This is a genomic window from Enterococcus sp. DIV0183, assembly GCF_050541505.1.
Lineage (GTDB): Bacteria > Bacillota > Bacilli > Lactobacillales > Enterococcaceae > Enterococcus > Enterococcus faecalis.
The window spans coordinates 2,760,973-2,786,518 of sequence record NZ_CP172932.1; the positions used below are offsets into that span (position 1 = coordinate 2,760,973).

A 25,546-nucleotide genomic window follows, 5' to 3' on the forward strand; every position below is an offset into this window, starting at 1 on the left:
TATTATCCTTGCACTTTCGCGATTTTTCCTTGTTCGATGTAGACCATCAAAATGCTAATGTCAGCGGGGTTCACACCGCTGATACGGCTTGCTTGGGCAATCGTTTCTGGTTGGATTTTTTGTAGTTTTTGTTTTGCTTCTGTCGCCAAGCCGTTAATCGCTTGGTAATCAATGTTTTCTGGAATGCGTTTTGCTTCCATGCGTTTTAGTTTCTCAACTTTTTCCATGGCTTTTTTAATGTAGCCTTCGTACTTGATTTGAATTTCTACTTGTTCAATCACTTTTGGATCAAGCGCCTCTTCAGGTGCGGGAATAAATTGAGCGACTTCTTGATAACTGATTTCTGGGCGTTTCAGAAAATCTCTAGCTAAAATACCGTCTTTTAAGCCAGCAGCGCCTTTGGTTTCCAAAAATGCTTGCACTTCTTTGGTTGGTTTAATCCGATGTTTGCCTAAGCGGGCAATTTCCGCTTCAACAGCCGCTTTTTTGACTAGATAGGCGGCATATTGTTCTTCTTTGACTAAGCCAATTTCATGACCCATTTCTGTTAAACGTAAGTCCGCATTGTCATGTCTTAAAATCAAACGATACTCCGCACGTGACGTTAATAAGCGATAAGGTTCGTTAGTGCCTTTTGTAACTAAATCGTCAATCATGACGCCAATATAGCCATCACTACGTTTTAAAACAAGAGGCTCTTTGCCTTGAATTTTCAATGCAGCATTAATTCCTGCCATCAAGCCTTGACCAGCAGCTTCTTCGTAGCCACTAGTTCCGTTCGTTTGACCTGCTGTATAAAGATTCTCAATGACCTTTGTTTCTAATGTTGGGCGTAATTGGTGAGGGACTACCACATCGTATTCAATGGCGTAACCTGTACGCATCATTTCTACTTTTTCTAATCCTTCAATAGAATGAAGCATTTCTGTTTGGACATCTTCTGGTAAAGAAGTAGATAAGCCTTGGACGTAAACTTCTTCGGTATTCAACCCTTCTGGTTCCAAGAACAATTGGTGTCTTGGTTTGTCTGCAAAACGAACAATTTTGTCCTCGATGGATGGACAATACCGAGCGCCCACACCTTCAACAATCCCAGTAAACATTGGGGCGCGGTGTAGATTTTTTTGAATAATTTCATGTGTTGTTTCATTCGTATAAGTTAACCAACAAGGTTCTTGGTTTTGATTGTAGGCACTATCTGGCGTGCTGTAACTAAAGTGGTTGGGTTCTTTATCGCCTGGTTGTTCCTCTGTCACAGAATAATCAATCGTACTTGATTTTACTCGTGGCGGCGTTCCTGTTTTAAAGCGATCGATTTCTAAACCTAATTCTTTTAAATGATTGGCTAAACCAACGGAAGGTTGCGAATTGTTTGGTCCTGATGAATATTTTAATTCACCAATAATAATTTCGCCACGCAAGGCAGTACCGGCAGTAATCACCACTGCTTGACTACGGTATGCGGCACCTGTTGAAGTTACAACACCACGACAAACGCCATCTTCCACGATTAATTCTTCAACAATCCCTTGACGAAGGGTTAAATTTTCTTCTTTTTCAATGGTATGTTTCATTTCTGTCGCATAGGCATGTTTGTCAGCTTGCGCGCGCAACGCACGCACTGCTGGACCTTTACCAGTATTTAGCATCCGCATTTGGATGTAGGTTTTATCAATGTTTTTACCCATTTCGCCGCCTAATGCATCGATTTCTCGGACAACGACTCCTTTGGCAGGTCCACCAACAGAAGGGTTACATGGCATAAAAGCAACCATATCTAAATTAATCGTTAAAAGTAACGTTTTAACGCCCATTCGTGCGGCTGCTAAGGCTGCTTCAGAGCCAGCATGTCCAGCACCGACGACAATAACATCATATGATTCTGCTTGATATTGATTCATAAAAAATTCCTCTCTTGTCTTATTTTCCTAAACAAAATTGACTAAATAACTGTGTAATTAATTCATCTTGGACACTATCGCCAACGATTTCCCCTAAATAATCCCAACAACGGGTCATATCAATTTGAACTAAATCGACTGGCATACCTGCTTCGATGCCGTTAATCACTTCTTGTAACGAAAGCGCTGCTTGATCCAGCAAAGCAATATGACGTGTATTAGAAATATAGGTAGCATCTTTTTCGCCTGTTTGGCCGCCAAAGAAAAGATCAGCAATTTTCGCTTCTAACTGGTCTAAGCCTGTGTTTGACAACACCGAAACGGATAAAATTTCTTCTGCAGGGACTAATTCTTGTAATTCGTTAGGATCCAGTTTTGTCGGTAAGTCCATTTTATTTAAAAGAATAACGCGTTTTAAGCCTTTCGTTGCTTCCAACAGTTGACGATCTTCCTCTGTCAATTCTTCGCTTTGATTTAAGACTAACAAAATTAAATCCGAATCTGCTAACGCTTTGCGGCTGCGTTCGACACCAATTCGTTCCACAATGTCTTCTGTTTCGCGAATCCCCGCTGTATCAATTAATTTTAAAGGAACGCCGCGAACGTTAACGTATTCTTCAATGACATCACGTGTCGTTCCAGCAATATCTGTAACGATAGCTTTTTCTTCTCGTAACAGATGGTTTAACAAACTGGATTTCCCGACATTTGGTCGGCCAATAATTGCTGTACTTAGACCTTCTCGCAAAATTTTTCCTTGTTTAGCGGTCGTTAATAATTGTTGAATCTGCGCTTTCACAAATTCGGCTTTTTCTAAAAGTAATTTCGTGGTTAATTCTTCGACATCATCATACTCTGGATAATCGATATTAACTTCTACTTGTGCTAAAGTATTTAAAATTTCTTGTCTTAATGAACGAATTAACGCCGACAAGTTACCATCCAATTGGTTCAATGCAACATTCATCGCTTTATCCGTTTTAGCACGGATTAAGTCCATCACTGCTTCTGCTTGTGAAAGATCCATTCGGCCATTTAGAAAAGCACGTTTTGTAAATTCCCCAGGTTCGGCCATTCGTGCGCCTTCACGTAACAGTAATTGCAATAATTGGTTCACCACGACAATGCCGCCATGACAGTTAATTTCTACCACGTCTTCTCGTGTAAATGTTTTCGGTGCCCGCATCACAGAAAGCATGACTTCATCAATCAATTGATTGTTTTGCGGATCAACAATATGACCATAATGAATCGTGTGCGTGGGGACTTTAGCTAAATCTTTAGTGCCTGACCGATAAACTTTGTTTGCAATAGCAACTGCTTGCTCGCCACTTAAACGAACAATACTAATCGCACCTTCACCTGGCGGCGTAGAAATCGCCGCAATTGTATCAAATTCCATTGTAGCTGATTGCATAATTAGCTTCCTTTCTTTATAACAACAAAAAAAGCGCCCACTCCTCCTGCATTAAAAAATTCAGGTTGGATTTAGCACTTTCACTGCTTGTTCCTTCGATTTTCTGAAAATAGAATAGCACATTTTATTCTATTTGGCAATTTTTCTTCATTAAATGGAACGAGAAAACGTATCATTGAGTGGGGAATTCTCAACAATACGTTTTCTCATCTATAGGAATTAAAGGAGAGAGCTAGTTTTTACGTTTGCGTTTGATGATTCCCATGCTCGCAAGGAGTGCGACAAAGGCGCCAAACAAACTTGTTGTCACGGCTGAAGACTCTTTTTCACCTGTGCTAGGTAAGAAGCCTGTTTTCCCGTGATTTCCAGTGCCATAACTGATGGTGCTTAGTTTAGGGTGGTAGCCACTACCATTTGTACCGATGCCATTGCCTAGTGAACCTAAGCCAGAACCTGTTGTTCCTAAACCAGAACCTCCATTTGGATTTGAACCGGTGTTTGAACCATTCCCATTATTCCCGCCAGTTGCGCCATTGTTTCCTGTATTGCCGCCTGTATTGCCGTTATTTCCGCCAGTGTTACCATTGCCTCCTCCAGGATTCGTTGGGTCGGCTGGTGTCATGAAGGTTGTAGCCGTACTGTAATGTCCTGCGCCATCGGTAGCTGTCGCAAGTAAACTTTGTTGAGCAGTCGCTTGTCCCGCTGTTAATTGGATAGCGAAGTTGCCTTCAGCATCGGTGGCACCTACAGCAATCACACTTCTTAATAGTCGGTTACTAATTTGAATGATTCGGTTTGGTTCAGCTGTTCCTTTGATGAGGTAGCCGGCTTTAGACGTTCCTAAAACTGAAGAAACAGTTGGTGCCGCAATTTTAATTTCTGGTTCTCCCGCAATATCGGCTGGCGTCATAAATGTGGTTTTAGGACTCACATTTCCTTGTGTATCTGTGGTTAGTGCGGTTAATGTTTCTTTTTCTGTTGCTAACCCTGCTGCAATATGAACGGAGAAGGTACCTCCAGTAGTTGTATTGCCACTTGCCAATAATTGTTCACTGCTATTGTAAAATTGAACCGTGACATTTGGATCAGCAGTTCCAGTGACTGTATAGCCATTGGCTTTGTTTCCTTCAACCTTCGTAATAGTTGGCGCCGCTAAAACGACATCCGCTGGAATAACGGCTGTAGCTGGTTGACTTTCATTACCAGCGCCATCTTTGCTAATAATCGTAATCGTTTCTCCTGGTGTCACTACGCCAGCTAGTAGAGTCACCGTATATTGGCCGGTTTCGTTAGCAGTTGTAGCAGCAATGATGGTTCCGTCTGCGTCACGGACATCAATAGTGGTTTTGGGCTCCGCCGTTCCAGTGATTTCGTAACCTTTACCAGAATTTCCGGTAATAGAATCAATGGTTGGTGTGGCTAAGTCGGCTGGTGTAGTTGCTGTAGCTGGCTGACTTTCTTTTCCTGTTGCATTTTTCGCTACGACAGTTATTGTTTCGTTAGCTGAGGCCTTCCCTGGCTCTAAAGTCACTGTGTATTTGCCATCAGTTCCAGTAGTTGCCATGCCAAGGACTGTGCCATCGGCGTCACGCACCTCAACTGTTGTACCAACTTCTGCTGCTCCTACTACTTGATAGCCGTTTGTCGTGCTACCAGTGATTTTGTCAACAGTAGGTGTCGCGACTGGTGCATCTGGATCAGCAGGTGTTTTGAAAGCAGTCGGATTACTTTCTTTCCCAGCAGCATCTTTCGCAATGGCAGTTAAGGCTTCGTTAGCTGTTGCTGTGCCCGTCGGAAGAGTGATTGTAAATGCGCCAGCACCATCAGTCGTTCCCGTAGCAATAACTAAACCTGCTTCATTGTGAATCTCAATGGTGACATTTGGCTCTGCCGTGCCGGTTACTTGATACCCAGTGGCAGTTGTTCCTGTAACAGTCGTCACAGTTGGTGCTGCTACGGTTGCATCTTCAGGGACCGTCACTTCCGTTGGTTGACTTTCATTGCCGTCACCGTCTTTTCCAACAACTGTTAATGTATCACCAGGATTAGCGGCTCCCGCTGGAAGGTCCACAGTAAAGTTTCCTTGATCATCCGTTGTCGTTGTACCAATAATTGTTCCATCTGGGTTCCGTACTTCAATGGTGGTATTAGGGTCCGCCGTCCCAGTGATTTCATAACCAGTTGTTGAATCTCCAGTAATGTCACCAATTGTTGGTGTGGTAACATCAGCGGGTGTCATAGCTGTAGTTGGTTGACTCTCAAGTCCAGTATCATTTTTAGCAACTACATTCACTGTTTGTTTAGCTGTTGCTTTTCCTGAAGCTAACGTCACAGTATATTGGCCAGTCGGTCCAGTTGTTGCGGTGCCTAAAACTGTTCCGTCTGTTGCACGAACTTCAATGGTGGTGCCAAGTTCAGCGGTACCTGTCACTTGATATCCTTGTGTTGTATTCCCAGTAACTTTGTCGACACTTGGCGGTGCCACTACTTCATCTGCTGGTGTTTGGAAGGTTGTCGGTGTACTTGTATTGCCAGCAGGATCTTTGGCTAACGCTGTCAATGTTTCATTCGCATTTGCCGTCCCAGCTGGAAGGTTCACAGCAAAGGAACCAGTCCCATCGGCAGTCCCTGTTGCAATCACGTTCCCATCTGCATCACGAATTTCGATGGTAGCATTCGGATCAGCGGTGCCTGTCACCTGATAACCAGCAACTGAATTACCTGTTACTCCTGTTACAGTTGGTGCTGTAACCGTGGCATCAGCAGGAACAAGGACTTCAGTCGGTTGACTTTCATTTCCCGCGTTATCCTTTCCAATCACTGTTAACGTATCCCCAGGATTGGTCGTTCCCGTTGGTAGCGTTACAGTAAAATCACCATTCGCATCAGAGGTACCTGTACCAATGACTGCCCCAGATGGATCACGAACTTCGATTGTTGTGTTAGGGTCTGCTGTTCCTGTAATTTCATAACCCGAACCAGAGTTGCCTGTGATGTTATCAACTGTTGGTGCAGTGACATCAGCTGGTGTTGTCGCCGTTGCTGGTTGACTTTCCGTGCCACTAGCGTTTTTCGCTACAACGCTCAGCGTTTGATTTGCTGTTGCTGTTCCTGAATCTAAAGTCACTGTATATTTTCCGTCAGTTCCAGTTGTTGCAGTACCAAGGACCGTGCCAGCTGCATCGCGAACCTCAATGGTGGTGCCAACTTCAGCAGTCCCTTTGACCTCATAGCCTTTTGTTGTACTACCTGTTACAGTCTCAACAATTGGCGTCGCCACGGGCGTATTAGGATCCGCTGGCGTTTGGAACGTTGTTGGCGTACTTTCTGTGCCGCTGGCGTTTTTCGCTACGGCGGTTAACGTTTCATTGGCACCTGCTTCACCTGCGGGAACGGTAACTGTAAACGCTCCTGTCCCATCAGCGGTACCTGTGCCTATTACGGTGCCTCCTGCATTTCGGATTTCAACCGTGGCATTGGCATCGGCAGTTCCTTTAACTTCGTAACCTGCCGTTGAATTACCTGTCACTCCTGTGATTGTTGGTGCGGTTACGGTTGCTTCATCCGCTGGTGTTTGGAACGTTGTTGGCGTACTTTCTGTACCGCTGGCGTTTTTCGCTACGGCGGTTAACGTTTCATTGGCGCCTGCTTCACCTGCGGGAACGGTAACTGTAAACGCTCCTGTCCCATCAGCGGTACCTGTGCCTATTACGGTGCCTCCTGCATTTCGGATTTCAACTGTGGCATTGGCATCAGCAGTTCCTTTAACCTCGTAACCTGCCGTTGAATTACCTGTCACTCCTGTGATTGTTGGTGCGGTTACGGTTGCTTCATCCGCTGGCGTTTGGAACGTTGTTGGCGTGCTTTCTGTGCCACTGGCGTTTTTCGCTACGGCGGTTAACGTTTCATTGGCGCCTGCTTCACCTGCGGGAACGGTAACTGTAAACGCTCCTGTCCCATCAGCGGTACCTGTGCCTATTACGGTGCCTCCTGCATTTCGGATTTCAACCGTGGCATTGGCATCGGCAGTTCCTTTAACTTCGTAACCTGCTGTTGAATTACCTGTTACTCCTGTGATTGTTGGTGCGGTTACTTCACTAGTAGTGCCTGCAGCAAAATAAATGTTGGATACACCGTCTGCTGTTGCTAATAAATTAACGTCTAAAAGATCTGTTTGAACGACTGTTCCTACAAAACGAGCATCTAAATTATTGGATAAATTTTGAGGTGTTGAAACGGTAGTTGGTAAAGTAACCGTGGTTGTGCCTAGTAAAGAAGCATCCACTAACTCATTTACGCCTGAACCACCAACCGCTAATAAAGGCAAAGCACCTGAAACAGCCACGTTTACCGTGCCTTTGACAGGAAGCAAGGCTGCATTTATAGCTGCGGCGACAAGATTACTTGGGATACTGGTACCTTTTGCCTCCAAAGCTTGAACTGCCGCATTCAAATCTTGTAAGATGTTTGAAACATTTTGGGCTAAAACTAACCCTAAACCATCACTAATCGGTGCACTAATGTATGAGCCGTCAGCTGCTAACGTTTCCGGAGCTGTAAATGAAGCAGCACCTAAGTTTTCAATGTTATTAACTAATTCCAATTGACGATTCACTTCCGTCAAATCAATATCAACACCAGTTAAATTCCCTAACGCCCCACTGGTAATTTGAGTAATCACATTGGTTAAATCATTGGCTGCATTCAAAACGGCAGTCAAAAAAGTAACTTTTGAAAGATCAATCGTGACATTGGTATTGATTGCTGCGCTGCCTGCTGCAGCTACATTTCCTCTTAACTCAGGAGGAACCACTAACACCGCTTGTTTTTGTCCACTAAACACAGCGGAAGCATCTGCTAAAGCGCCACCAGAAACCGTGAAATTAACTGGTTGATTTTGGTTTGCGGCTGTCCAACGATTACTCGTTGAAGTGCCACTGTCATTATTTGACGTAACATTTGATAATAGTTCGATATCCAAGACCGCTGCTGATGCACTGATTGTGCCAGAGGTAACAGCTATACTTACAGGGATTGCTAATGACGTAAATAATAAACCACTTGATATTGCTAAATTAAGCATCTTGCGTTTTGTCCATTTTTTATGCTGACTTTTCCGATTAAAATCCTCAACAATTTTCTTTTTCATCTGATCGTCCCTCTTTTCTTTAAAATAAACGATAAATATCAAGATCATTAGCTTCCCCTAGTTGTTCATCTCCCCCTTTAGCGATTTAAATGGATTTAACACCTGCAGTTTAGTACATTTCTTCAGCTTTTCAAAATATAATGCTGTGAATTTTTATATAAAAATTCATTTGATAACAAGCATCCTGGATATGTATAATAACTCACTAATTCATTAGTGAGTTATTATACAATGAGAGGAAAATGAGGAAGTTTATACGTTCCTCCCCAATCATTAAAGATAAATAAATTATTTTATTATAACTTATCGTTTGATAAATCGATAATTAAATAACGGAAAATTTTTTTATTTTTTTGAGAAATTCCACTATTATTTTTTCTACTACTTTGACTGTTTTTATCAATTTTATAGACATAAGTTATAAAAACTTTACATCAAAAAAATGACTCTAATCTATAACAATTTTTTCTGTTTTTAAGATTTTTTTATGAAATTTTTTATATTAAAAAAATTTCATAAAAAAAGGCGACAGCCGTTTTTGAACGAATGCCGCCTTTTAGATAAACAAAAACCTGATTCTAAAAGAATCAGGTTTAGGAAAAGCAAATCAAGATTCGCTTCAACTGTTTATCATCGTATTTGTATACTCTGATAAGAATGATTTCGTAATAAAATATACTGTGTTTCGTGGTATTTGTCAATCGCTTTCTTGAATTCTCTTGAGACCTTTCCATAGGCATATAAGGTCAAAATAACTGACCAAATCAGCGTTGTAACTATCTTTTTAATTAAGGCGTCAGCCAATTTAATTTCATTAGTTTATCTAAAAACACCACCAAAATTAAAGCATCTGCACTGCCACCAATACTCCAATTTTTTTCTTTGAATAAGTGATTCAATCTTTCTAAGCAAAGGGTTCCCCGTAACGTTTGTGTCCCCCCTAAAGCAAAATATTCCTGGATTAACGGTTGATATACTTCAAAAATTTGGACATTTTGACTTCGTTTAATCAAATTCGTATCCTCAACATAGAGCGATAAATAAAGGAGCGTATCAATGAGTTTTTGTTGTTGTGTGCCTTGATGTTTTTGATAATAAGGCACTCCCTGTTCAAAGACAGCGGGATAACCTTGTTGCGCCTCACCACGGATTCCAGTCAAGCCATGCTGAACAAATAGTCGTTCACCCCAAGTTAGTTTTTCTAGCTCATTCGTAGCGAGGTTTTCAAAGTCAGCCAATAAGTCTTGCGTCATTGTTTGAAGCGTTTGTTGAAACAATTGTAAGGTGCAAGGGGTCTCCCAAATCATTAGACGACCACAGACAGCTAAAAAAATACCTAGAGAAAAAATTGCTCCTTTATGTGTATTGATACCTTCTGTTGCCTCAAACATCGCTCGTTCTGCTTCTAAACCAACTTGTCGAATCGTGCGAAATGTTGCCTCAATCGGCAAATGACGTAGCTCTGTCCCAGCTTGAACGAAGGTTTCAAAATAAGGAGTCAAAACCACACTACTTTCTAAAAAAGTGAAAACATCCATATCTTGATGGGCGCCTGCATCGACTGGATCCACCAAGCCTGGTTTATTTAAACAGGTCACTTCATAGAGTAGTGCCAATTGTGCTTGCTGCGCTAATTTACTCCTTGCTTGCTTTGTCATTGCCTTTTACGTCCCTTCTTCTGCCGTGGTCTTTTCTTGTTTTATATAGTCTAGTACAGCATTAAAAACCGTGTCAACTACGCCGCCATCAAATACATTAGGTATGAATTTTTCTACTGTGGGTTCTGAAATCATAGCGGCCAAGCTTCGTGCTACTGTCATTTGCAAACCGACATCAACTTTTCTGCCTTTCGCTGCCAATAACCCTTTAAAAAGACCTGGAAAAGCTAAAATGTTGTTCACTTGATTCGGATATTTGGAAGAACCAGTTGCTAATAAACGGACACCATTGGCTTGGGCGAGGGCTGGTTCAATTTCTGGTTTAGGATTTGCTAAAGCAAAGATAATTGGGTCTTGGTTCATTGATTTAATCAGGGCTGGCGTTAGCACATCCGCTTCTGATAAGCCTAAAAAAATATCCTGATTGACGACAGCGGTGGCTAAATCTTTGTTTTCTACTGATGGTTTTATTACCTGTCGAAGCAAAGCACGTTGGTAAGGATTCAATGTCGGGTCTTCTTCTCTTAAAACACCTTGGCGATCTACTAAGGTGAGATGCGTAATCCCCGCTTGAATACATAACTTAGCGGCCGCTACACCAGAAGCTCCAACTCCGTTAATCACCACACGTAATTCATTTAAAGGTTTTCCTTTAATTTTAGCTGCGTTAATTAGCCCAGCTAAAACGACAATGGCAGTGCCTTCTTGGTCATCATGATACACAGGAATGTTCAAACGTTGTTGAAGTTTTTCTTCAATTTCAAAACATTTTGGTGCAGAAATATCTTCTAAATGGATTCCTGCAAAACTATTTTGTAAATTTTCAATTGTTTGAACCATCTCGTCCACTGATTTTTGTTCCAGTGCTAAAGGAATAGCATCGACCCCCGCCAAATTTTTATAAAGTAAAGCTTTGCCTTCAACAATTGGCAAGCCCGCTTGCGTGCCCATATTGCCGAGACCCAGAACAGCTGACCCATCTGTAATAACCGCAATTAACTTACCACTAATGGTCCACTCGCGCGCTAATTCATGATTTTGGGCAATCATTAAACTCAATTCTGCGACACCAGGTGTATACATTTTGGCTAAATCATGATGGTTTAACACCGCTTCTGTTGCTTCAAGACTTAGTACACCAATATTTTTTTGATGAATTGCTAGAACTTCTTCTAACACATTGTCACTTCCTTTCACGGGCTGCCTTTTTTCTATTTGATGAAGTAAGGGTTTGAACAACCGTTATCGTCGCTCAAACCCTTGCTTCTTTATACATTTGCGGAGCACTTGCCCGTTCTATTCTGGCAAGTCAAGTTTGACTGTCACTTTCTGTAACGGTACATCGTAAAAAGGATCTTCACGACGTCCTAAAAAGTCTTTTCCTTGTTGCGGGAACATCGCATATAATAGGACATCCTCTTCAGATTTTGCGTATTGTTGGATTTCCTTTTCTAAACTATGCAACTCTGGTTTCAATAAATCCGCTGGTCGACAAGTAATTACTTCTTCATCCCCAATGATTTTTTGCTTAATCTCTTCTGCGATAGGTGCTGGTGATTTGCCATATTCTCCGCGCACATAATCTTTGATTTCATTCGGTATTAAGGAATATCTTTCCCCAGAAATCACATTCATTAAGGCTTGTGTTCCGACCATTTGTGAAAGCGGCGTAACTAGTGGTGGGTACCCTAAATCCGCTCTTACTTTAGGTACTTCAGCTAAAACTTCTTCATATTTGTCTTGTAAGCCTTGCTCCGTTAATTGACTTAATAAGTTTGATAACATACCACCAGGCACTTGATAAATCAAGGTTTTCGGTTCCGTATCTTTAACTTTAGGGTTTAAAATGCCTTCACTTCTAAAGCGATCACGAATCGGATTGAAATAGTCAGCAATCTCTGTTACTTTTTCCATATTTAAACCTGTTTCAAAGCCTAAATCTTCTAACGCAATGGCTACAGATTCTGTGGCTGGTTGACTCGTACCGCCAGCGAAAGAAGAGATAGCTGTATCGATGATATCCGCACCTGCTTCAGCAACTTTTAAATAGGTCATCTCAGAAATACCACTAGTCGCATGCGTATGCACCTCTAAAGGTAAATCAATGGCATCTTTCATTTTGCTCACTAATTCAAAACCCGTTTGTGGCGTCAAAACGCCTGCCATATCCTTAATACAAATGGAATCCGCTCCTGTTTGACTTAATTCTTTGGCTAATTTTACAAAGTAATCGATGGTATGAATTTCACTCGTGGTATAAGAAATCGCTGCTTGACAGTGTCCGCCAGCTTCTTTTGTTGTTTGAATTGCTGTTTGTAAATTACGGACATCATTCAAGGCATCGAAAATACGAATAATATCAATCCCATTTTCAACTGATTTTTCGACAAAGGCCCGCACCACATCATCAGCGTAATGACGATATCCTAGTAAATTTTGTCCTCGTAATAACATTTGAAGTTTGGTATTTTTAACTTCTTTGCGAATTTGGCGAAGACGTTCCCAAGGATCCTCGTTTAAATAGCGGACACAGGAATCAAACGTTGCCCCGCCCCACATTTCTAATGCATGAAATCCTGCCTCGTCCATTGTTTTAATAATCGGCAGCATATCTGAGGTTGGCATCCGTGTTGCAATTAAACTTTGTTGTCCATCCCGTAGCACCGTTTCTGTAAAACGAATTTTTTTACTCACTTGGCTGCTCCTTTCGTGTCAAAATTATTTCTGTTATTTTTTCTTGCATTGCTTCAAGACTGTGACGTCGATTTCGTCCACAGACTTTCGCCTCTTCTTGGCACATAAAACAGAGCCGTGGTGGCAAACCTAAATCTCCTCGATGAAGGCTTTTTAGTTCCTCATTTCCCCATAAAACATCTAGGTCCACTAAACGACCATAAGGATGTGTTTCTTCAATTTTGACCATTCTTTGTTTTAACTCTTGCGGGGCTAACGAAACCGCCAAATAATATTCAGGCCCTGTTTTTTCATTCCGGTAAAAATTAACAATCGGTACTTGATCCAGCAATTGTTGCTCGACTTCGTCAATTACTTCTAAAAAAACAGCCGTTAAGGTGGGCGAATTTTTCACTTCTCCAGGAATATTCATTGTGGCAGATAAGAGACTAGCTTCTGGTGCTGTTTCTAACAACTCCTTCTGTGTGGCAGCTCTTTGTTCGCGAGCATCCAACATCTCTAAAAGTGTTACTTTTTCCCCATTAAACATTGCGTACCACATCAATTAGACTACCATCTCGGTATTCAATTAACGCAACAACTTTGTCTCCATATTTAATTGGTTCCGGGGTGCCAACAATGTTGTAGGCTTTGTCTTTCAACTCTTCTAACGTAAACTGAGGAACATCTAAGGTTTTAAAACAATCAATTAAGTCTGTTCTTTTTGGATTGATTGCAATGCCGACTTCTGTTACTACGACATCGACACTCGTACCTGGTGTAACGACTGTATTTACTTGCTCAACGATTGTTGGGATCCGTCCACGAACAAGTGGTGCAATCACTAGACTCATTTTACAAGCCATACTTGTATCGGAATGTCCGCCAGAAGCACCACGGATGACACCATCTGAACCAGTAATGACATTTACATTAAAATCTGTGTCCACTTCTAAAGCAGATAAAATAGCTGTGTCTAATTGATTAATAACCGCCCCTTTGCTAAGCGGTGAAGCATACATATTGGCATCAATTTCATAATGATTGGCATTTTCCCCTAAAGAAATAGCTGATGGATGATCAAAGTCTTGGACGTCAATAATTTTTTCTACTAAGCCTTCTTCCAAAAGTTCCACCATTGCATTCGTAATTCCGCCTAAAGCGAAACTTGCTTTAATGCCATCTTTAAGCATTTGTTCTCTCATGAACCGCGTAACTGCTAGTGAAGAGCCACCTGTTCCTGTTTGGAATGAGAAGCCTTCTTTGTAGTAAGGAGAATGTGTAATTATTTTTGCGGCATATTCAGCAATCAATAATTCTTTAGGATTCTTTGTAAAACGTGTCGCGCCTTTGGCAATTCCATCTGGATCACCAATTGCATCAATTTCTACCACATAATCAACATCTGTTTGTGGAATACTAATAGGGGTATTAGGATATGGTACTAATGTGTCAGTAATGATGACCACTTGATCCGCATATTTTGCATCGACCATCGCATATCCAAGAGAACCACAGGTGGCTTTTCCTTTGGTTCCATTCGCATTTCCATAAGCGTCTGAACTTGGTGCACCTAAGAAAGCTACATCAATATGGATATCACCTGCTGCTACTGCCCGTGCCCGGCCACCATGTGAACGAATCACCACAGGATTTTCCATGATACCTGCTGAAATAGCGGCGCCTACTTTATCTCTCAAACCTGAAGAAGTAATGTTGGTGACTACTCCATTTTTAATGTGTTCGATCAAAGGTTCATGAACATTTGCAATTGAACTAGGTGCAATCGAAATGTTTTTCAGCCCCATGGCGGCAATCTCGGCTAAAACTAAATTCATCACATAGTCTCCTTCACGGAAATGGTGATGGAAAGAGATGGTCATGCCATCTTTTAAACCTGTTTTTTCAATTGCTTCACGAATACTTCCTAAAAGTTTTGTCTCCCGAGGTTTCACTGGTTTAATTGCTCGGCTCGATTCTTGATAAGCATCAATGTGTGCTAATTCTCCTTCATAAATGCCGTATTGCTCTGCATAAGATTGAGGAATGTCTTTGCCTACTTTATTTACTACCATGTCTATATTTCCTCCTCGGTAATTAATTTAGCCGCCAATGCTAACGCAATGACCCGTTCAGCTCGTTCAACAATTGGTTTATCAACCATTTTTCCATTTACGGAGATAACACCGGAACCTTTTGCTTCGGCTTCCCGAATGCCCCAGATTACTTCCTTAGCATTCTGGATTTCTTTTTCTGTTGGCGCATAAATAGTATTAACTAATGGGATTTGACGAGGGTTAATCACCGATTTTCCATCGAAACCTAGCTGTTTAATCAAACGAACTTCGGCTTCAAAGCCTTCCGTATTGTCTACATCTGAATAGACCGTATCAATAGCTGCAATCCCAGCTGCTCGAGCGGCATGTAAAATCATGCTACGAGCAAAGAATAGTTCTTGGCCATCTGGATGGCGGCGTGTTTTCATATTGGTAACATAGTCTTCGGCGCCTAACGCGATGCCAATCAAGCGAGTTGAACTTTTGGCAATCGCGGGCGCATTTAGAACACCTTCAGCCGATTCGATGGCAGCCATCATTTTCGTTGTTCCTACGGGAATGTCATTTTGCTGTTCTACTTCTGTAATGACTGCCTCGACATCAATGATATCTTGGGCTGTTTCTGTTTTTGGTAAACGAATCACATCGACACCAGCTAAGACCATTGCTTCAATATCTTCTGCGCCACCGGCATCTAAAGCATTGATCCGAACAACAATTTCAATATTGCCATAATCGAAAGTTTTCAAAGCAGAATGGACTAAAACACGGGCAGAGTCTTTTTCTTTTAATGAAACTGCATCTTCTAAATCAAACATGATTGAATCTGCCCCATACAAAGGTGCATCTCTTAGCATTGCTGCATTCGCTCCAGGGACAAACATCATTGTTCTTCTTAAACGTTCCATGAGTCCAACTCCTTCCAATCATACGTTTCTTTTTCAGCGCCTCGATGTAAAACTGTAATCATCCGAGCTTTGATTGTACAATCTAATGCCCCTTTATCAATCGCCTTGACCGCAACGCCTTGGACATCTAAATGTTCCAAAGTTGTCGTAATCACCTGACGAATTTGATTGCCAAATTGTTTTTCGACACTACTTTCTAATTCAATGGTATTTTCTGTTGATTCAATGGGTTGGACGGTAATCATAATATCACTTGATTCTACTGTCCCTGCAGTAGCATTTTTGATAATCTTCACTTTCTTCACCTCATTAGTTTCTTGTGTTCTACTAAGTATTGATAACTTGTTGCTGGTAAAAACTTCTTGAGTGTCTCTTTGTCGCCTTCAGCCATCGCTTTGCGAACTTTCGTCGCACTAATCAGCTCTCCATCACTCGCTAATCGCGGGACAATGGTTAGCGTTATCGTTTGTCCGAAAACTTGTTGCATTGCTTGATTGTAGACATCGGTCACTTCTGAATAAGGCTCTTCTCCCACATAACGTTGCTGAATTTCGAGTATTGGCGCAATTCTTTCTTTAAATAACGTTGCATCAAGCGTTGCTTGAATTGCAGCTACCTCTAATGGCGCTTTTTCTTTCAAAAAATAGGTAGGAAAAGTCGCAGACGAAACTAAGTAATCTTCTGTAGATAGGACTGTCACATTGGGTAAATGGGCGACCCCTTTTTGCACCATTGCGAAACGTGCTTCTTTTGAAAATAGCGATTTATCTTCAGATAAAACAAACACATAAACGTGCGGACTTTCTTTGGCTGCTTTTTCGACTAAGTACTGATGGCCTTTCGTAAAAGGATTTGCATTCATGACAATGCTACTGGCTGGCCCTGCTTTTTTATGCTGTGTCAGGTAATCAAGATAATCGGCAAAATCTGGTTTGCCTTGCTCCATAAATAGCACCTCTTGATTCGCAACCACTTTTTGAAAGCCTAGCGACTGAAAAATTTGTTCATTTTTTGGTTTTGTATACAAAAAACTGTGTAATTGGTTTTCTTCTCTCAGTTTTTCAAGTAGATGAACCACCAATTGGGTTAACAAATTTTCAGATTGATATTTTTTACAAACGGCCACGCACTTAATCGTTTTGCCTGAAAGCGAGCCAGAGGCGATTAATGCTGTGTCATCATATATGCCAACGGTGTAATCAAGTGCTTCTGTCGTTTGCAATGCGGCTTTTTCCATTAATTCGCGCCAAGCTTGATAAGCTTTTTTATCTTTTTGCAACCAGATTCTTTTCATTGTATATACGCTGCTCACAGCAATAACCTCCTTTATTTTTTAATTGGAAATAATTTTGTTAGTAATTTAGATGCTAGATAAATGATAAATAAAACAACGAAAACGCCGCCCCAACCAAAACCTAACAGTTCAAAAGCAATTTTTAAATCTTCCATGTTAACAGACATGTATTCGTTCTCCTTTCCGTCCTATGTTAAAAAGGCTAATAGTAAGCCACCAGCAATTACAGAAGCGATTTGTCCTGAAACGTTGGCACCAGCAGCATGCATTAAAATAAAGTTTTGTGGGTCTTCATCTGTAGCCATTTTTTGAATGACCCGACTAGACATTGGGAAAGCGGAAATACCCGCAGCACCAATCATTGGATTGATTTTTTCTTTTCTAAATAAATTCAAGAATTTAGCAAAAAGCACGCCGCCGACTGAGTCCATAATAAAGGCGACTAACCCTAAGCCAATAACCATCAACGTATCGACTTTTAAGAACTCTGCATAGTTCATGCTAACGGAAATAGATAGTCCTAGCAAGATACTAATAATATTTACCAATTCATTTTGAGCTGTAATGGATAAGCGGTCCAAAACGCCACATTCTCTTAATAAGTTCCCAAACATTAAGAAACCAACTAATGGTAATGACACCGGCGCAATTAACCCTGCGACAATCGTAATAACAACCGGGAAAAGAATTTTTGCTGTTTGAGAAACTTCACCGGCCCGATAAGTCATACGGATACGACGTTCGGCTTTCGTCGTCACTGCTTTAATCGCTACTGGTTGAATAATCGGAACTAACGCCATGTAGGAGTAAGCGGCAACCATTATGGCCCCCATGTATTTTGAATGTAAGGTATTTGCTACGAAAATAGACGTTGGACCATCAGCGGCACCAATAATCCCAATCGAAGCAGCATCGTTTAAATCAAAACCTAATAAAACAGCCATAATAACTGTAAAGAAAATCCCAAACTGTGCAGCGGCACCAAACATCAACATAAACGGATTTTGTAACAATGGACCGAAATCAATCATTGCCCCAATCCCAATAAATAATAATAACGGGAATAACTCTGTTTTTATTCCAAAATCAAAAAGAACATTAAACGGACCCGGCTCGCCGCCAGCGCTCAATACGCCGGAATTAGGAAAGTTCACTAAAATCGTTCCTAAACCCATTGGCACTAAAAGTGTTGGTTCATACTCTTTTTTTATTCCTAAATACATTAATAGTCCACCAATCAGCATCATCACAATGCGTCCTGGTTCTTGGCCCATTCCTATAACACCTTGAATCAGTGTCTCCACACAAATCACTTCCTCTTCTTAAATTAATTCTAGTTAATTGTTATTAATGGTTCCCCTGGATTCACAATTTGACCTTGGGTAACATGAATTCCTGTTACCGTACCTGCTTTCCCTGCAACGATTTCATTTTCCATCTTCATTGCTTCTAAAATTAACAATGGTTGGTTCTCAGACACCGTATCACCAACATTGACTAATACTTTTAACACAGTTCCTGGCATTGGCGCAGGCATTGCATCTGCTCCTGCTGGGGCGGCTGGCTGTGCTGCTGGCGCTGGGGCTTCTTCAACAGCAGGGGCTGGTGTTTCTGTCGTAGCAACTGGCGCTGTTGGTTGTGGCGCAACAGGTGCTGGTTGTGGGACGCCACCGATTTCTTCCATCTCGACTAAATATTCTTTCCCATCAATTGAAATTTTAAATTTGCGTAACATAATGATCCTCCTCAAGGTTTTGTTTTGAAATTCTTTTGACAACTAGCTGAGACTCTTCTGAAAGCTCTGCAGCTATACTGGCTGCAATAATGGCAACTTCTTTTGCTTCTGGATTTCGTTTTGCGATTTTTTTGATAACAAAACGACTTTCTGGAAACTCTCCTGCTGCGATGGCAGTGGCCACAATACTTACCAATTGATATTCTTTTGGCTCAGCAGGAATATATGCTGGTATATCTATCCATCGCTTTTCCAAGTTATCCGCTTCACGTTGGATAACGCTTTCATTAATCTCGGTATCCTGCGTGTGTTGCTCTTTCTTGAATAAGGACTTAAATAGGCCCATATTGTCTCTCCTTTCACTAATTCTTGGTATACGTTCATTATAGAAAAAACCGTTAAAAAACCTAGTGAAAACACTAGCTCAGATTGTTCTTTTATTGTTTATTTTGTGAAAAAAACTCTGTAAACATTGGTATATAAGCATTTATCAGCCGTTAAGATTCTATTAATATTATATTAAGTTATTAATAAGAATTTGATTGTTGAATTGTTTTTTTGATGTTCTTTTTGTTTTAGGCTATTTATTCTCTGCGAAAGTTTGTATATTCTCACACTATAGACAAACACAAAAAATATTTTTTGTTGTAAACCAGAATACTGTGAAACATTTCTCATGGCTATTCTTTTTTATTAACACCGGTTGTTAACGCTTACAAAAAAGTTCTAAAAAAGAAAGGAAGAAAAACATGTTACTCACTATTTTAGCTTATGGTATGATTATCATCTTTATGTATGTAATCATGAAAAAGAAATTGTCACCGTTTACATCTTTAGTAATTATTCCTCTTATTTTTACTTTGATTGCAATTGCAACTGGAGTAGCGAGTCCGCCACCTGGTGCTGACGGTGTTGTCCCTGAAGTCAACATTGGGAATTTCGTCTTAGATGGGATTTCAACTACTTCAAAAACTGGTATTATGTTATTATTTGCCATTCTTTACTTCTCTATTATGTTGGATGCTGGTTTGTTTGACCCAATCACTAAAAAAATGATTTACTTTGCTAAAGGCGATCCAATGAAAGTCTTGATGGCTACTGCGGTAGTTGCTGCTGCTGTTTCCTTAAACGGAGATGGAACAACCACGACCTTGATTTGCTGTTCTGCGTTTATTCCCATCTACAAAAAACTTAATATGAAATTGATGAATTTAGGTGTGCTTGTTATCTTACAAAACACCATTATGAACTTATTACCTTGGGGCGGTCCAACAGCTCGTGCCATGGCCGTACTAGAAGTTGATGCCGACATTCTTTCTTATTTAGCACCTGGTATGATTTTATCTGTATTGTATGTTATCTTCTTTGTTGCTTATCGCATGGGGAAAAAAGAACGTGCTCGCTTAGGCGTGACAACGCTTACTGATAAAGAATTGGAAGAAATGACTATTGTTAACGATCCTGAGTTATTAGAAATTCGTCGTCCAAAGAATTTTGCATTCAATGGTATTTTAACGATTATCTTAATCGGTTGGTTAGTCCTAAGTTCATTCGTTGGTCAATTAGGTTTGCCTTCGTGGATTGAAATGCCACCGTTATTATTATTCCTAGTTGGTACTTGTATCGCTTTAATGATTAACTATCCAAAATTAAAAGATCAAAGCAGCCGTATCAGTGCAAATGCTGGTGATGCTGTACAAGTAGTTATCTTAGTTTTTGCTGCTGGCGTCTTCATGGGCTTATTCCAAGGTTCTGGTATGGCCAATGCCTTAGCAAATAGCTTTGTTAATATTATTCCAAAACAATTAGCCGGCGCTTGGGGCTTAGTGATTGCGTTCATTTCAGCACCAGGAACATTCTTTATTTCAAACGATGGTTTCTATTTCGGTGTCTTACCAGTCCTAGCAGAAGCTGGACGTTCTTATGGATTTGACAATATGTCTATGGCTTTAGCTTCCTTAATGGGGCAAGCGTTCCACTTATTAAGTCCATTAGTGGCATTTATTTACTTGCTATTACGTTTAACTGGTTTAGATATGGGCCAATGGCAAAAAGAATCAGCAAAATATGCCTTAGGAATTTTCGTTATTTTCGTTGTTACAATTGTTGCTTTAGGTCACATGCCTTTATTTATTCCACAAAATTAAACGTCGTCGCTGAAACCGTAGGAGTGCCTTTTCTCCTCGGTTTTCTTTTCATTTTGTCTTTTCTTGCGTTATATTTTCATTTTTAATATTATATTTATTATCTATAAAAATAACCTATAGGGAGGTGCCTCATATGAATCCAACGGTTGAAGCAGTAAAACGGAACTTAGATTTAACCAGCAGTAAACCTCTAAAAATTTGTACCTACGAAGCCTTTAAAAAAACCATTATTTTAGGGGATATTCCTGCAGGTGAACGGATTAACGAAAAAGAATTTTCCGAGCAATTAAACATTAGTCGGACGCCCATTCGCTTTGCTTTACAAGAATTGGTCAAAGAACAATTGGTGGAACATATACCTATGGTGGGTATCGTGGTTAAAGGGATTAGTATGAAAGATGCTTATGAAATTTATGATATTCGTAAATCTTTGGACACTTTAGCAACCATTAAAGCCATGGAACTCATGACACCAGAAGATTTTGATGAATTGGAAGCCTTACTTCTCGAAGGAGAACAATACAATAAAAATAACCAAGTAGATGACTTACTACAGAACTTTTCAGATTTTAATTCCTTTATTTATACTAAGAGTCAGATGCTACGTTTAAAAAAAATTGTGACTGATCTCCATGCTTACTTAATCTATTTCAGAGATATTGCGATTCGTGCCTCAGAACGTCGTAGTATTGCCCTAGAAGAACATTGGTTAATTTTCCGCGGAATGAAAACAAAGAATATTGACCAGATCACACTTTTAACCCATGAACATCTAAATCGTTCGCTTCAATTTATTTTGAAAGAAATGGAACGTCGGCAAATTGAATAAGCAAAAAAGACCTGCAGTCGCTCGTGCAACTGCGGGCCTTTTTTCATTTTTTTTGTACGCAACCATCTGGCGTAAAGGTATAACCAATGCCCCAAACGGTCCGAAGGTAACAAGGTTCTTTCGGGTTTTCTTCTAATTTACTTCGTAAACGATTAATAAAAACCATAATCGTATTCGCATCGACATCCCCGGTACCCCAAACACTGCTGTAAATTTGTTCTTTAGAGAATACTTGCTCGGGATTCTCCAGAAAAAATTGAATTAATTGAACTTCTTTCGAAGATAATGAAATAGGTAAATCCTTTTTAAATAGTTGATAACGACCATAATCAAAACGGAAATCACCTACCTGTAGCTCTTCTTTTTTATAAACATTCAATTGTTTTCGAATCATTCGAGCTCGATTCAACGAAGCAATCACCTGAGCCTTAAAAACATTCAAGGAAAAAGGTTTCGTTATATAACTATCCACGCCCATTTCCAAGGCTGCAATGATATCCTCTTCTTCTTTTTTGCTACTAAAAAAGATAATTGGCACTAGTGGATATTTCTCTCTAATCATTTGGACTAAGTAGTAACCATCGCTGTCATGTTCCAAGTTATCATCTAAAATGAACAAATCAAAGGTAACTCTGGACACGATATCTTTTGTTTTTTCAATTGATTCACTTTGGTAAATAAGAATACCTGTTGATTGTAATGCTTTCCAAATCAAGCGACGAACTGCTGCATCATCATCTACAACCAGTATTTTCTCCGTACGCATACCTGTTGCTCCCCCTACGTCTCTTTACAAAACTTTTTCATTTGAATTTACTACTGGAGTAATTACTGATTATCATAACATAAAAAAAGAAACGGAGACGGCTAAAAAATCATTTAACAAAGAAACGTTGGCAACTATTCAGTCCCTGCTGAGAGTTGCCAACGTTTCTTTGTTTGTTTAAAAATACTTCTTAACTGGTTCAACCACTAAATACCGATAAGGTTCATCCCCTTCAGAATGGGTTTTGATTTGCTCATCTTTACTTAGCGTGTGATGAATTTGTTTTCTTTCAAAAGCCGGCATTGGTTCCAAGAAGACTGGCCGCCCAGTGCGTTTGGCTTTTTCCGCGGTGCGTTTCGCTAAACGTTCCAAAATTTCATGACGTTTTTCACGATAATTTCCGACATTCACAACAATCGATAGCTTATTGCTTGCAATGCGGTGAATAAAGACTTGCGCTAAATACTGTAACGCATTTAACACTTTTCCGTGTTTTCCAATTAAGATACCTTGTTTTTCTGTTTCTAAATGGAAGATAATATTGCCATTCTCGCGCGCTATGCGAACCATGGCAGGGGCGTTCAGTTCATTTGAAATATTCGTTAAATACATCGCTAATTCAGTAATAGCAGCTTCGTCTTCCAGATTTTCTAAAGAATGTGTTGATTCCTCTGAGAGACTAGGAATTGCTTCGGTTAATTCCTCAACTGCTTCTTCCACTGCTTTTGCTTCATCGGCAACAACAATATCTTCCACTGTTTCTTCGACCGCTTCTGTAACTTGCTCACTAATCGTTGGTTCCATTGAAATTTGGGCAAGTTTTTTTCCTAGACCTAAAAATCCTTTTTTTCCTTCGTCTAACACATCAATTGTAACATCCTCTTTGGTTAAACCAAGTGCTTGTAAGCCTTTCTGCGTTGCTTCTTCGATTGTATTTCCTTCATAAATCGGCATCTGAACGACCTCCTTTATTTTTTCTTCCCTTTTTTCTTAGGACTTTTTGCTCGTTCAAGCGCTCGCTCCCGTGCTTTGGCTTGACGTGCTGCTTCCTCCCGCTCTTTACGGATTTTGAATGGGTTGTTTAATAACAATGTTTGCCCTGTTTGGAAGGCATTTGAGACCACCCAGTAAAGAGATAAACTGCTGGCTAATGAAATCCCCATAAAGAAGATCATCGCTGGCATAACGTAATTCATAATTTTCAGTGAGGCATTTGTTTCTAGTTGGCTCATACTTGAAAGATACGTACTAGCAAACGTAAAGACAGCTGCTAAAATCGGTAAAATTAAATACGGATCCGGCTTATCGAGGCTTAACCACAAGAACGTTCCTTCTTTTAACTCAGGCACGCGTGAAATGGCTTGATACAAAGCCATCATGATTGGTAGTTGAACCAACAGTGGTAAACAGCCAATGTAAGGATTCACATTATTCTCTGCATACAAACGTTGCTGTTCTTCTCGGAATAAGCGTTGTGTTTCAGGATCTTTTGAAGAATATTTTTGTTGCAAGGCCTTTAATTGCGGTTGCAACTCTTGTGTTTTACGCATACTCTTCGTTTGGAAATGCATCAACGGCAATAAAATAATCCGGATGACTAACGTAAATAGGATAATCCCAATTCCGACACTGCCGCCTAATGATAGGAACTTAATCGCTTGGGCAAAATAATAAACAATGTATCGATCCCAAATTCCTGTACTACTTTCACTTACGGGCGCGGTTCCGCAGGCGGATAAAACAAAGACTAAGGTCACTAACCCAGCCATTAATAATAAGCGCTTATACTTCTTCACTACTCAATTCCCTCTCTTACATCTAATATTTTAGCTAAATTTAACACATGTGTTAAATTAGCTTTCACTTCTTCAGACGATAACTTTTCCAATCCTGGACGTGCAATCACGATAAAATCAATTTCTGGAGAGATACGGTCTTTTAATTGAAATAAACTCGCGCGGATTTTCCGCTTCACAGCATTTCTTGTGACCGCGTTTCCAATTTTCTTCCCAACAGAAATCCCCACTCGAAAATGGGCTTGTTGTGGTTTCTCTAAAACGTACACCACGAAACGACGATTTGCACAAGATTGTTTTTTATTAAACACCTGTTGAAATTCTTTTTCTTTCTTGACACGGTAGGACTTTTTCATCGGCATCCCTTTGTTTCTATATTTTTTTACTTCTTAATAATAATAGCATATTTCCGCTCTTTTTTAGTAGCCTTTTCTATAGAATCCTGCTTTCTTTTATTGAAAACAGAAAAAGAACCCTTAGTTATCTTCACATCTTCCAAAAAATTATGGAGATAACTAAGGGTTCTTAGAAATTGACTGTTTAAAAGACCAGACCATCATTAAGCAGAAATAACTTTTCTACCTTTACGACGACGGCTTGCTAATACGCGACGGCCATTTTTAGTGCTCATACGTTTACGGAATCCGTGAACTTTTTGGCGTTTACGTTTGTTTGGTTGATACGTTCTTTTCATGCAATTACACCTCCTGAAATTGTAACTATCCATCAATATATAGACATACTTTGATAGTATAACGAGTAATAGGGTCTTTTGTCAATAAAATTTAAGAAATATTTCCTGAGAAAGATTCGTTTCAATTATCCACAAATTAAATTTTCCTGTGAGTAGCTTGTGGATAGTTTTCCACATTTTTTTCTGTTCACAGCCATTTTTCCACTAGTTTTACACAAAAAAACAACCTGTTAAAAAGTTTTGCACAGGTTGTTTTTTAGCTGTTGATAAGTTCTTGAAACATGATTGTGTCAAGCTTAATTATTCTCAACTTTTTGTGGATAACTCATTCAACAACCACTTTCTTCCGCAAGTGTCGACACCCTGTGGAAAACTTTTTTCACCCTTGTGTACTTTTTTTCCACATTGAACAATTGCTTGTGGAAAAAGTTTTAAAAAAATGCTAAAATCGACTATGCTCATTCTTTTAAGTTATCCACATTTTTTAGATAACCAAAATTTAAACATATAGGAGGTCACTGT

Annotated in this window: 22 protein-coding genes; 2 read left to right on the forward strand and 20 right to left on the reverse strand. The window is 40.1% G+C overall.

Translation table 11 applies throughout. The annotated features are described in order from the left end of the window. Positions 1-2 precede the first annotated feature (2 nt). The 15 genes from mnmG to IGK72_RS13370 form a co-directional block, all read right to left on the reverse strand. A complete protein-coding gene (gene mnmG, locus IGK72_RS13300) occupies positions 3-1,901 on the reverse strand; it encodes a tRNA uridine-5-carboxymethylaminomethyl(34) synthesis enzyme MnmG (protein WP_002355988.1) in 1,899 nt (632 codons plus the stop codon). Between the two features lie 19 nt (positions 1,902-1,920). Then, a complete protein-coding gene (mnmE, locus tag IGK72_RS13305) occupies positions 1,921-3,318 on the reverse strand; it encodes a tRNA uridine-5-carboxymethylaminomethyl(34) synthesis GTPase MnmE (protein ID WP_010819663.1) in 1,398 nt (465 codons plus the stop codon). Positions 3,319-3,550: 232 nt separating this feature from the next. Next, positions 3,551-8,515 (reverse strand): Ig-like domain-containing protein, encoded by a 4,965-nt coding sequence (locus IGK72_RS13310; RefSeq protein ID WP_430608852.1) that lies wholly within the window; start codon positions 8,513-8,515, stop codon positions 3,551-3,553. A gap of 740 nt (positions 8,516-9,255) precedes the next feature. After that, positions 9,256-10,125 carry a triphosphoribosyl-dephospho-CoA synthase CitG gene (citG, locus tag IGK72_RS13315; protein WP_002379282.1) on the reverse strand — a complete coding sequence of 290 codons (870 nt, stop codon included), beginning with the start codon at positions 10,123-10,125 and terminating at the stop codon, positions 9,256-9,258. A 6-nt stretch (positions 10,126-10,131) separates the two neighbouring features. Further along, positions 10,132-11,304: an NAD(P)-dependent malic enzyme gene (locus tag IGK72_RS13320; protein ID WP_023894426.1), complete on the reverse strand. Its 1,173-nt coding sequence runs from the start codon at positions 11,302-11,304 to the stop codon at positions 10,132-10,134. Between the two features lie 117 nt (positions 11,305-11,421). After that, on the reverse strand, positions 11,422-12,819 hold the full coding sequence (locus tag IGK72_RS13325; protein WP_002355994.1) for an oxaloacetate decarboxylase subunit alpha: 1,398 nt from the start codon (positions 12,817-12,819) through the stop codon (positions 11,422-11,424). Next, complete coding sequence (citX, locus tag IGK72_RS13330) at positions 12,812-13,348, reverse strand: citrate lyase holo-[acyl-carrier protein] synthase (RefSeq protein ID WP_023894427.1); 537 nt, start codon at positions 13,346-13,348, stop codon at positions 12,812-12,814. The genes IGK72_RS13325 and citX overlap by 8 nt, the downstream gene beginning before the upstream one ends. Next, positions 13,341-14,873: a citrate lyase subunit alpha gene (gene citF, locus IGK72_RS13335; protein ID WP_070415757.1), complete on the reverse strand. Its 1,533-nt coding sequence runs from the start codon at positions 14,871-14,873 to the stop codon at positions 13,341-13,343. The genes citX and citF overlap by 8 nt, the downstream gene beginning before the upstream one ends. 2 nt (positions 14,874-14,875) lie before the next feature. Next, positions 14,876-15,763 carry a citrate (pro-3S)-lyase subunit beta gene (citE, locus tag IGK72_RS13340; RefSeq protein ID WP_002355998.1) on the reverse strand — a complete coding sequence of 296 codons (888 nt, stop codon included), beginning with the start codon at positions 15,761-15,763 and terminating at the stop codon, positions 14,876-14,878. Further along, positions 15,751-16,059 (reverse strand): citrate lyase acyl carrier protein, encoded by a 309-nt coding sequence (gene citD, locus IGK72_RS13345; protein WP_002355999.1) that lies wholly within the window; start codon positions 16,057-16,059, stop codon positions 15,751-15,753. The genes citE and citD overlap by 13 nt, the downstream gene beginning before the upstream one ends. A 5-nt stretch (positions 16,060-16,064) precedes the next feature. Continuing rightward, a complete protein-coding gene (gene citC, locus IGK72_RS13350) occupies positions 16,065-17,057 on the reverse strand; it encodes a [citrate (pro-3S)-lyase] ligase (RefSeq protein WP_002386427.1) in 993 nt (330 codons plus the stop codon). Between the two features lie 32 nt (positions 17,058-17,089). Then, positions 17,090-17,224 carry an OadG-related small transporter subunit gene (locus IGK72_RS13355; RefSeq protein ID WP_002356001.1) on the reverse strand — a complete coding sequence of 45 codons (135 nt, stop codon included), beginning with the start codon at positions 17,222-17,224 and terminating at the stop codon, positions 17,090-17,092. A gap of 21 nt (positions 17,225-17,245) precedes the next feature. Then, positions 17,246-18,361, reverse strand: a complete 1,116-nt coding sequence (locus IGK72_RS13360; protein WP_002383526.1) for a sodium ion-translocating decarboxylase subunit beta — start codon at positions 18,359-18,361, stop codon at positions 17,246-17,248. 29 nt (positions 18,362-18,390) lie between these two features. Further along, positions 18,391-18,792, reverse strand: a complete 402-nt coding sequence (locus tag IGK72_RS13365; RefSeq protein ID WP_002363547.1) for an acetyl-CoA carboxylase biotin carboxyl carrier protein subunit — start codon at positions 18,790-18,792, stop codon at positions 18,391-18,393. Next, positions 18,776-19,138: a hypothetical protein gene (locus IGK72_RS13370; protein ID WP_002356004.1), complete on the reverse strand. Its 363-nt coding sequence runs from the start codon at positions 19,136-19,138 to the stop codon at positions 18,776-18,778. Before IGK72_RS13370 ends, IGK72_RS13365 begins: the two co-directional genes overlap by 17 nt. Positions 19,139-19,541: 403 nt before the next feature. On the opposite strand from IGK72_RS13370, the gene IGK72_RS13375 reads away from it, so the two are divergent. After that, on the forward strand, positions 19,542-20,939 hold the full coding sequence (locus IGK72_RS13375) for a CitMHS family transporter (RefSeq protein ID WP_002410309.1): 1,398 nt from the start codon (positions 19,542-19,544) through the stop codon (positions 20,937-20,939). A gap of 133 nt (positions 20,940-21,072) precedes the next feature. Further along, on the forward strand, positions 21,073-21,768 hold the full coding sequence (locus IGK72_RS13380) for a GntR family transcriptional regulator (protein ID WP_002356006.1): 696 nt from the start codon (positions 21,073-21,075) through the stop codon (positions 21,766-21,768). A gap of 43 nt (positions 21,769-21,811) precedes the next feature. Here the strand turns inward: IGK72_RS13380 and IGK72_RS13385 are convergent, their stop codons facing one another. The 5 genes from IGK72_RS13385 to rpmH all read right to left on the reverse strand — a co-directional run bounded on the left by IGK72_RS13385 (position 21,812) and on the right by rpmH (position 25,024). Continuing rightward, the gene (locus tag IGK72_RS13385; protein WP_002363545.1) at positions 21,812-22,534 is read right to left on the reverse strand and encodes a response regulator transcription factor; all 723 of its coding nucleotides are present in this window, start codon (positions 22,532-22,534) and stop codon (positions 21,812-21,814) included. A 177-nt stretch (positions 22,535-22,711) separates the two neighbouring features. Beyond that, a complete protein-coding gene (gene jag, locus IGK72_RS13390) occupies positions 22,712-23,488 on the reverse strand; it encodes an RNA-binding cell elongation regulator Jag/EloR (RefSeq protein ID WP_002356009.1) in 777 nt (258 codons plus the stop codon). A 14-nt stretch (positions 23,489-23,502) separates the two neighbouring features. Further along, the gene (locus IGK72_RS13395; protein WP_002356010.1) at positions 23,503-24,330 is read right to left on the reverse strand and encodes a YidC/Oxa1 family membrane protein insertase; all 828 of its coding nucleotides are present in this window, start codon (positions 24,328-24,330) and stop codon (positions 23,503-23,505) included. Beyond that, positions 24,330-24,686 carry a ribonuclease P protein component gene (gene rnpA / locus IGK72_RS13400; protein WP_002356011.1) on the reverse strand — a complete coding sequence of 119 codons (357 nt, stop codon included), beginning with the start codon at positions 24,684-24,686 and terminating at the stop codon, positions 24,330-24,332. The genes IGK72_RS13395 and rnpA overlap by 1 nt, the downstream gene beginning before the upstream one ends. 203 nt (positions 24,687-24,889) lie before the next feature. Beyond that, entirely contained in the window at positions 24,890-25,024 is a 135-nt protein-coding gene (gene rpmH / locus IGK72_RS13405; RefSeq protein ID WP_002356012.1) for a 50S ribosomal protein L34, read from the reverse strand. Between the last annotated feature and the right edge of the window lie 522 nt (positions 25,025-25,546).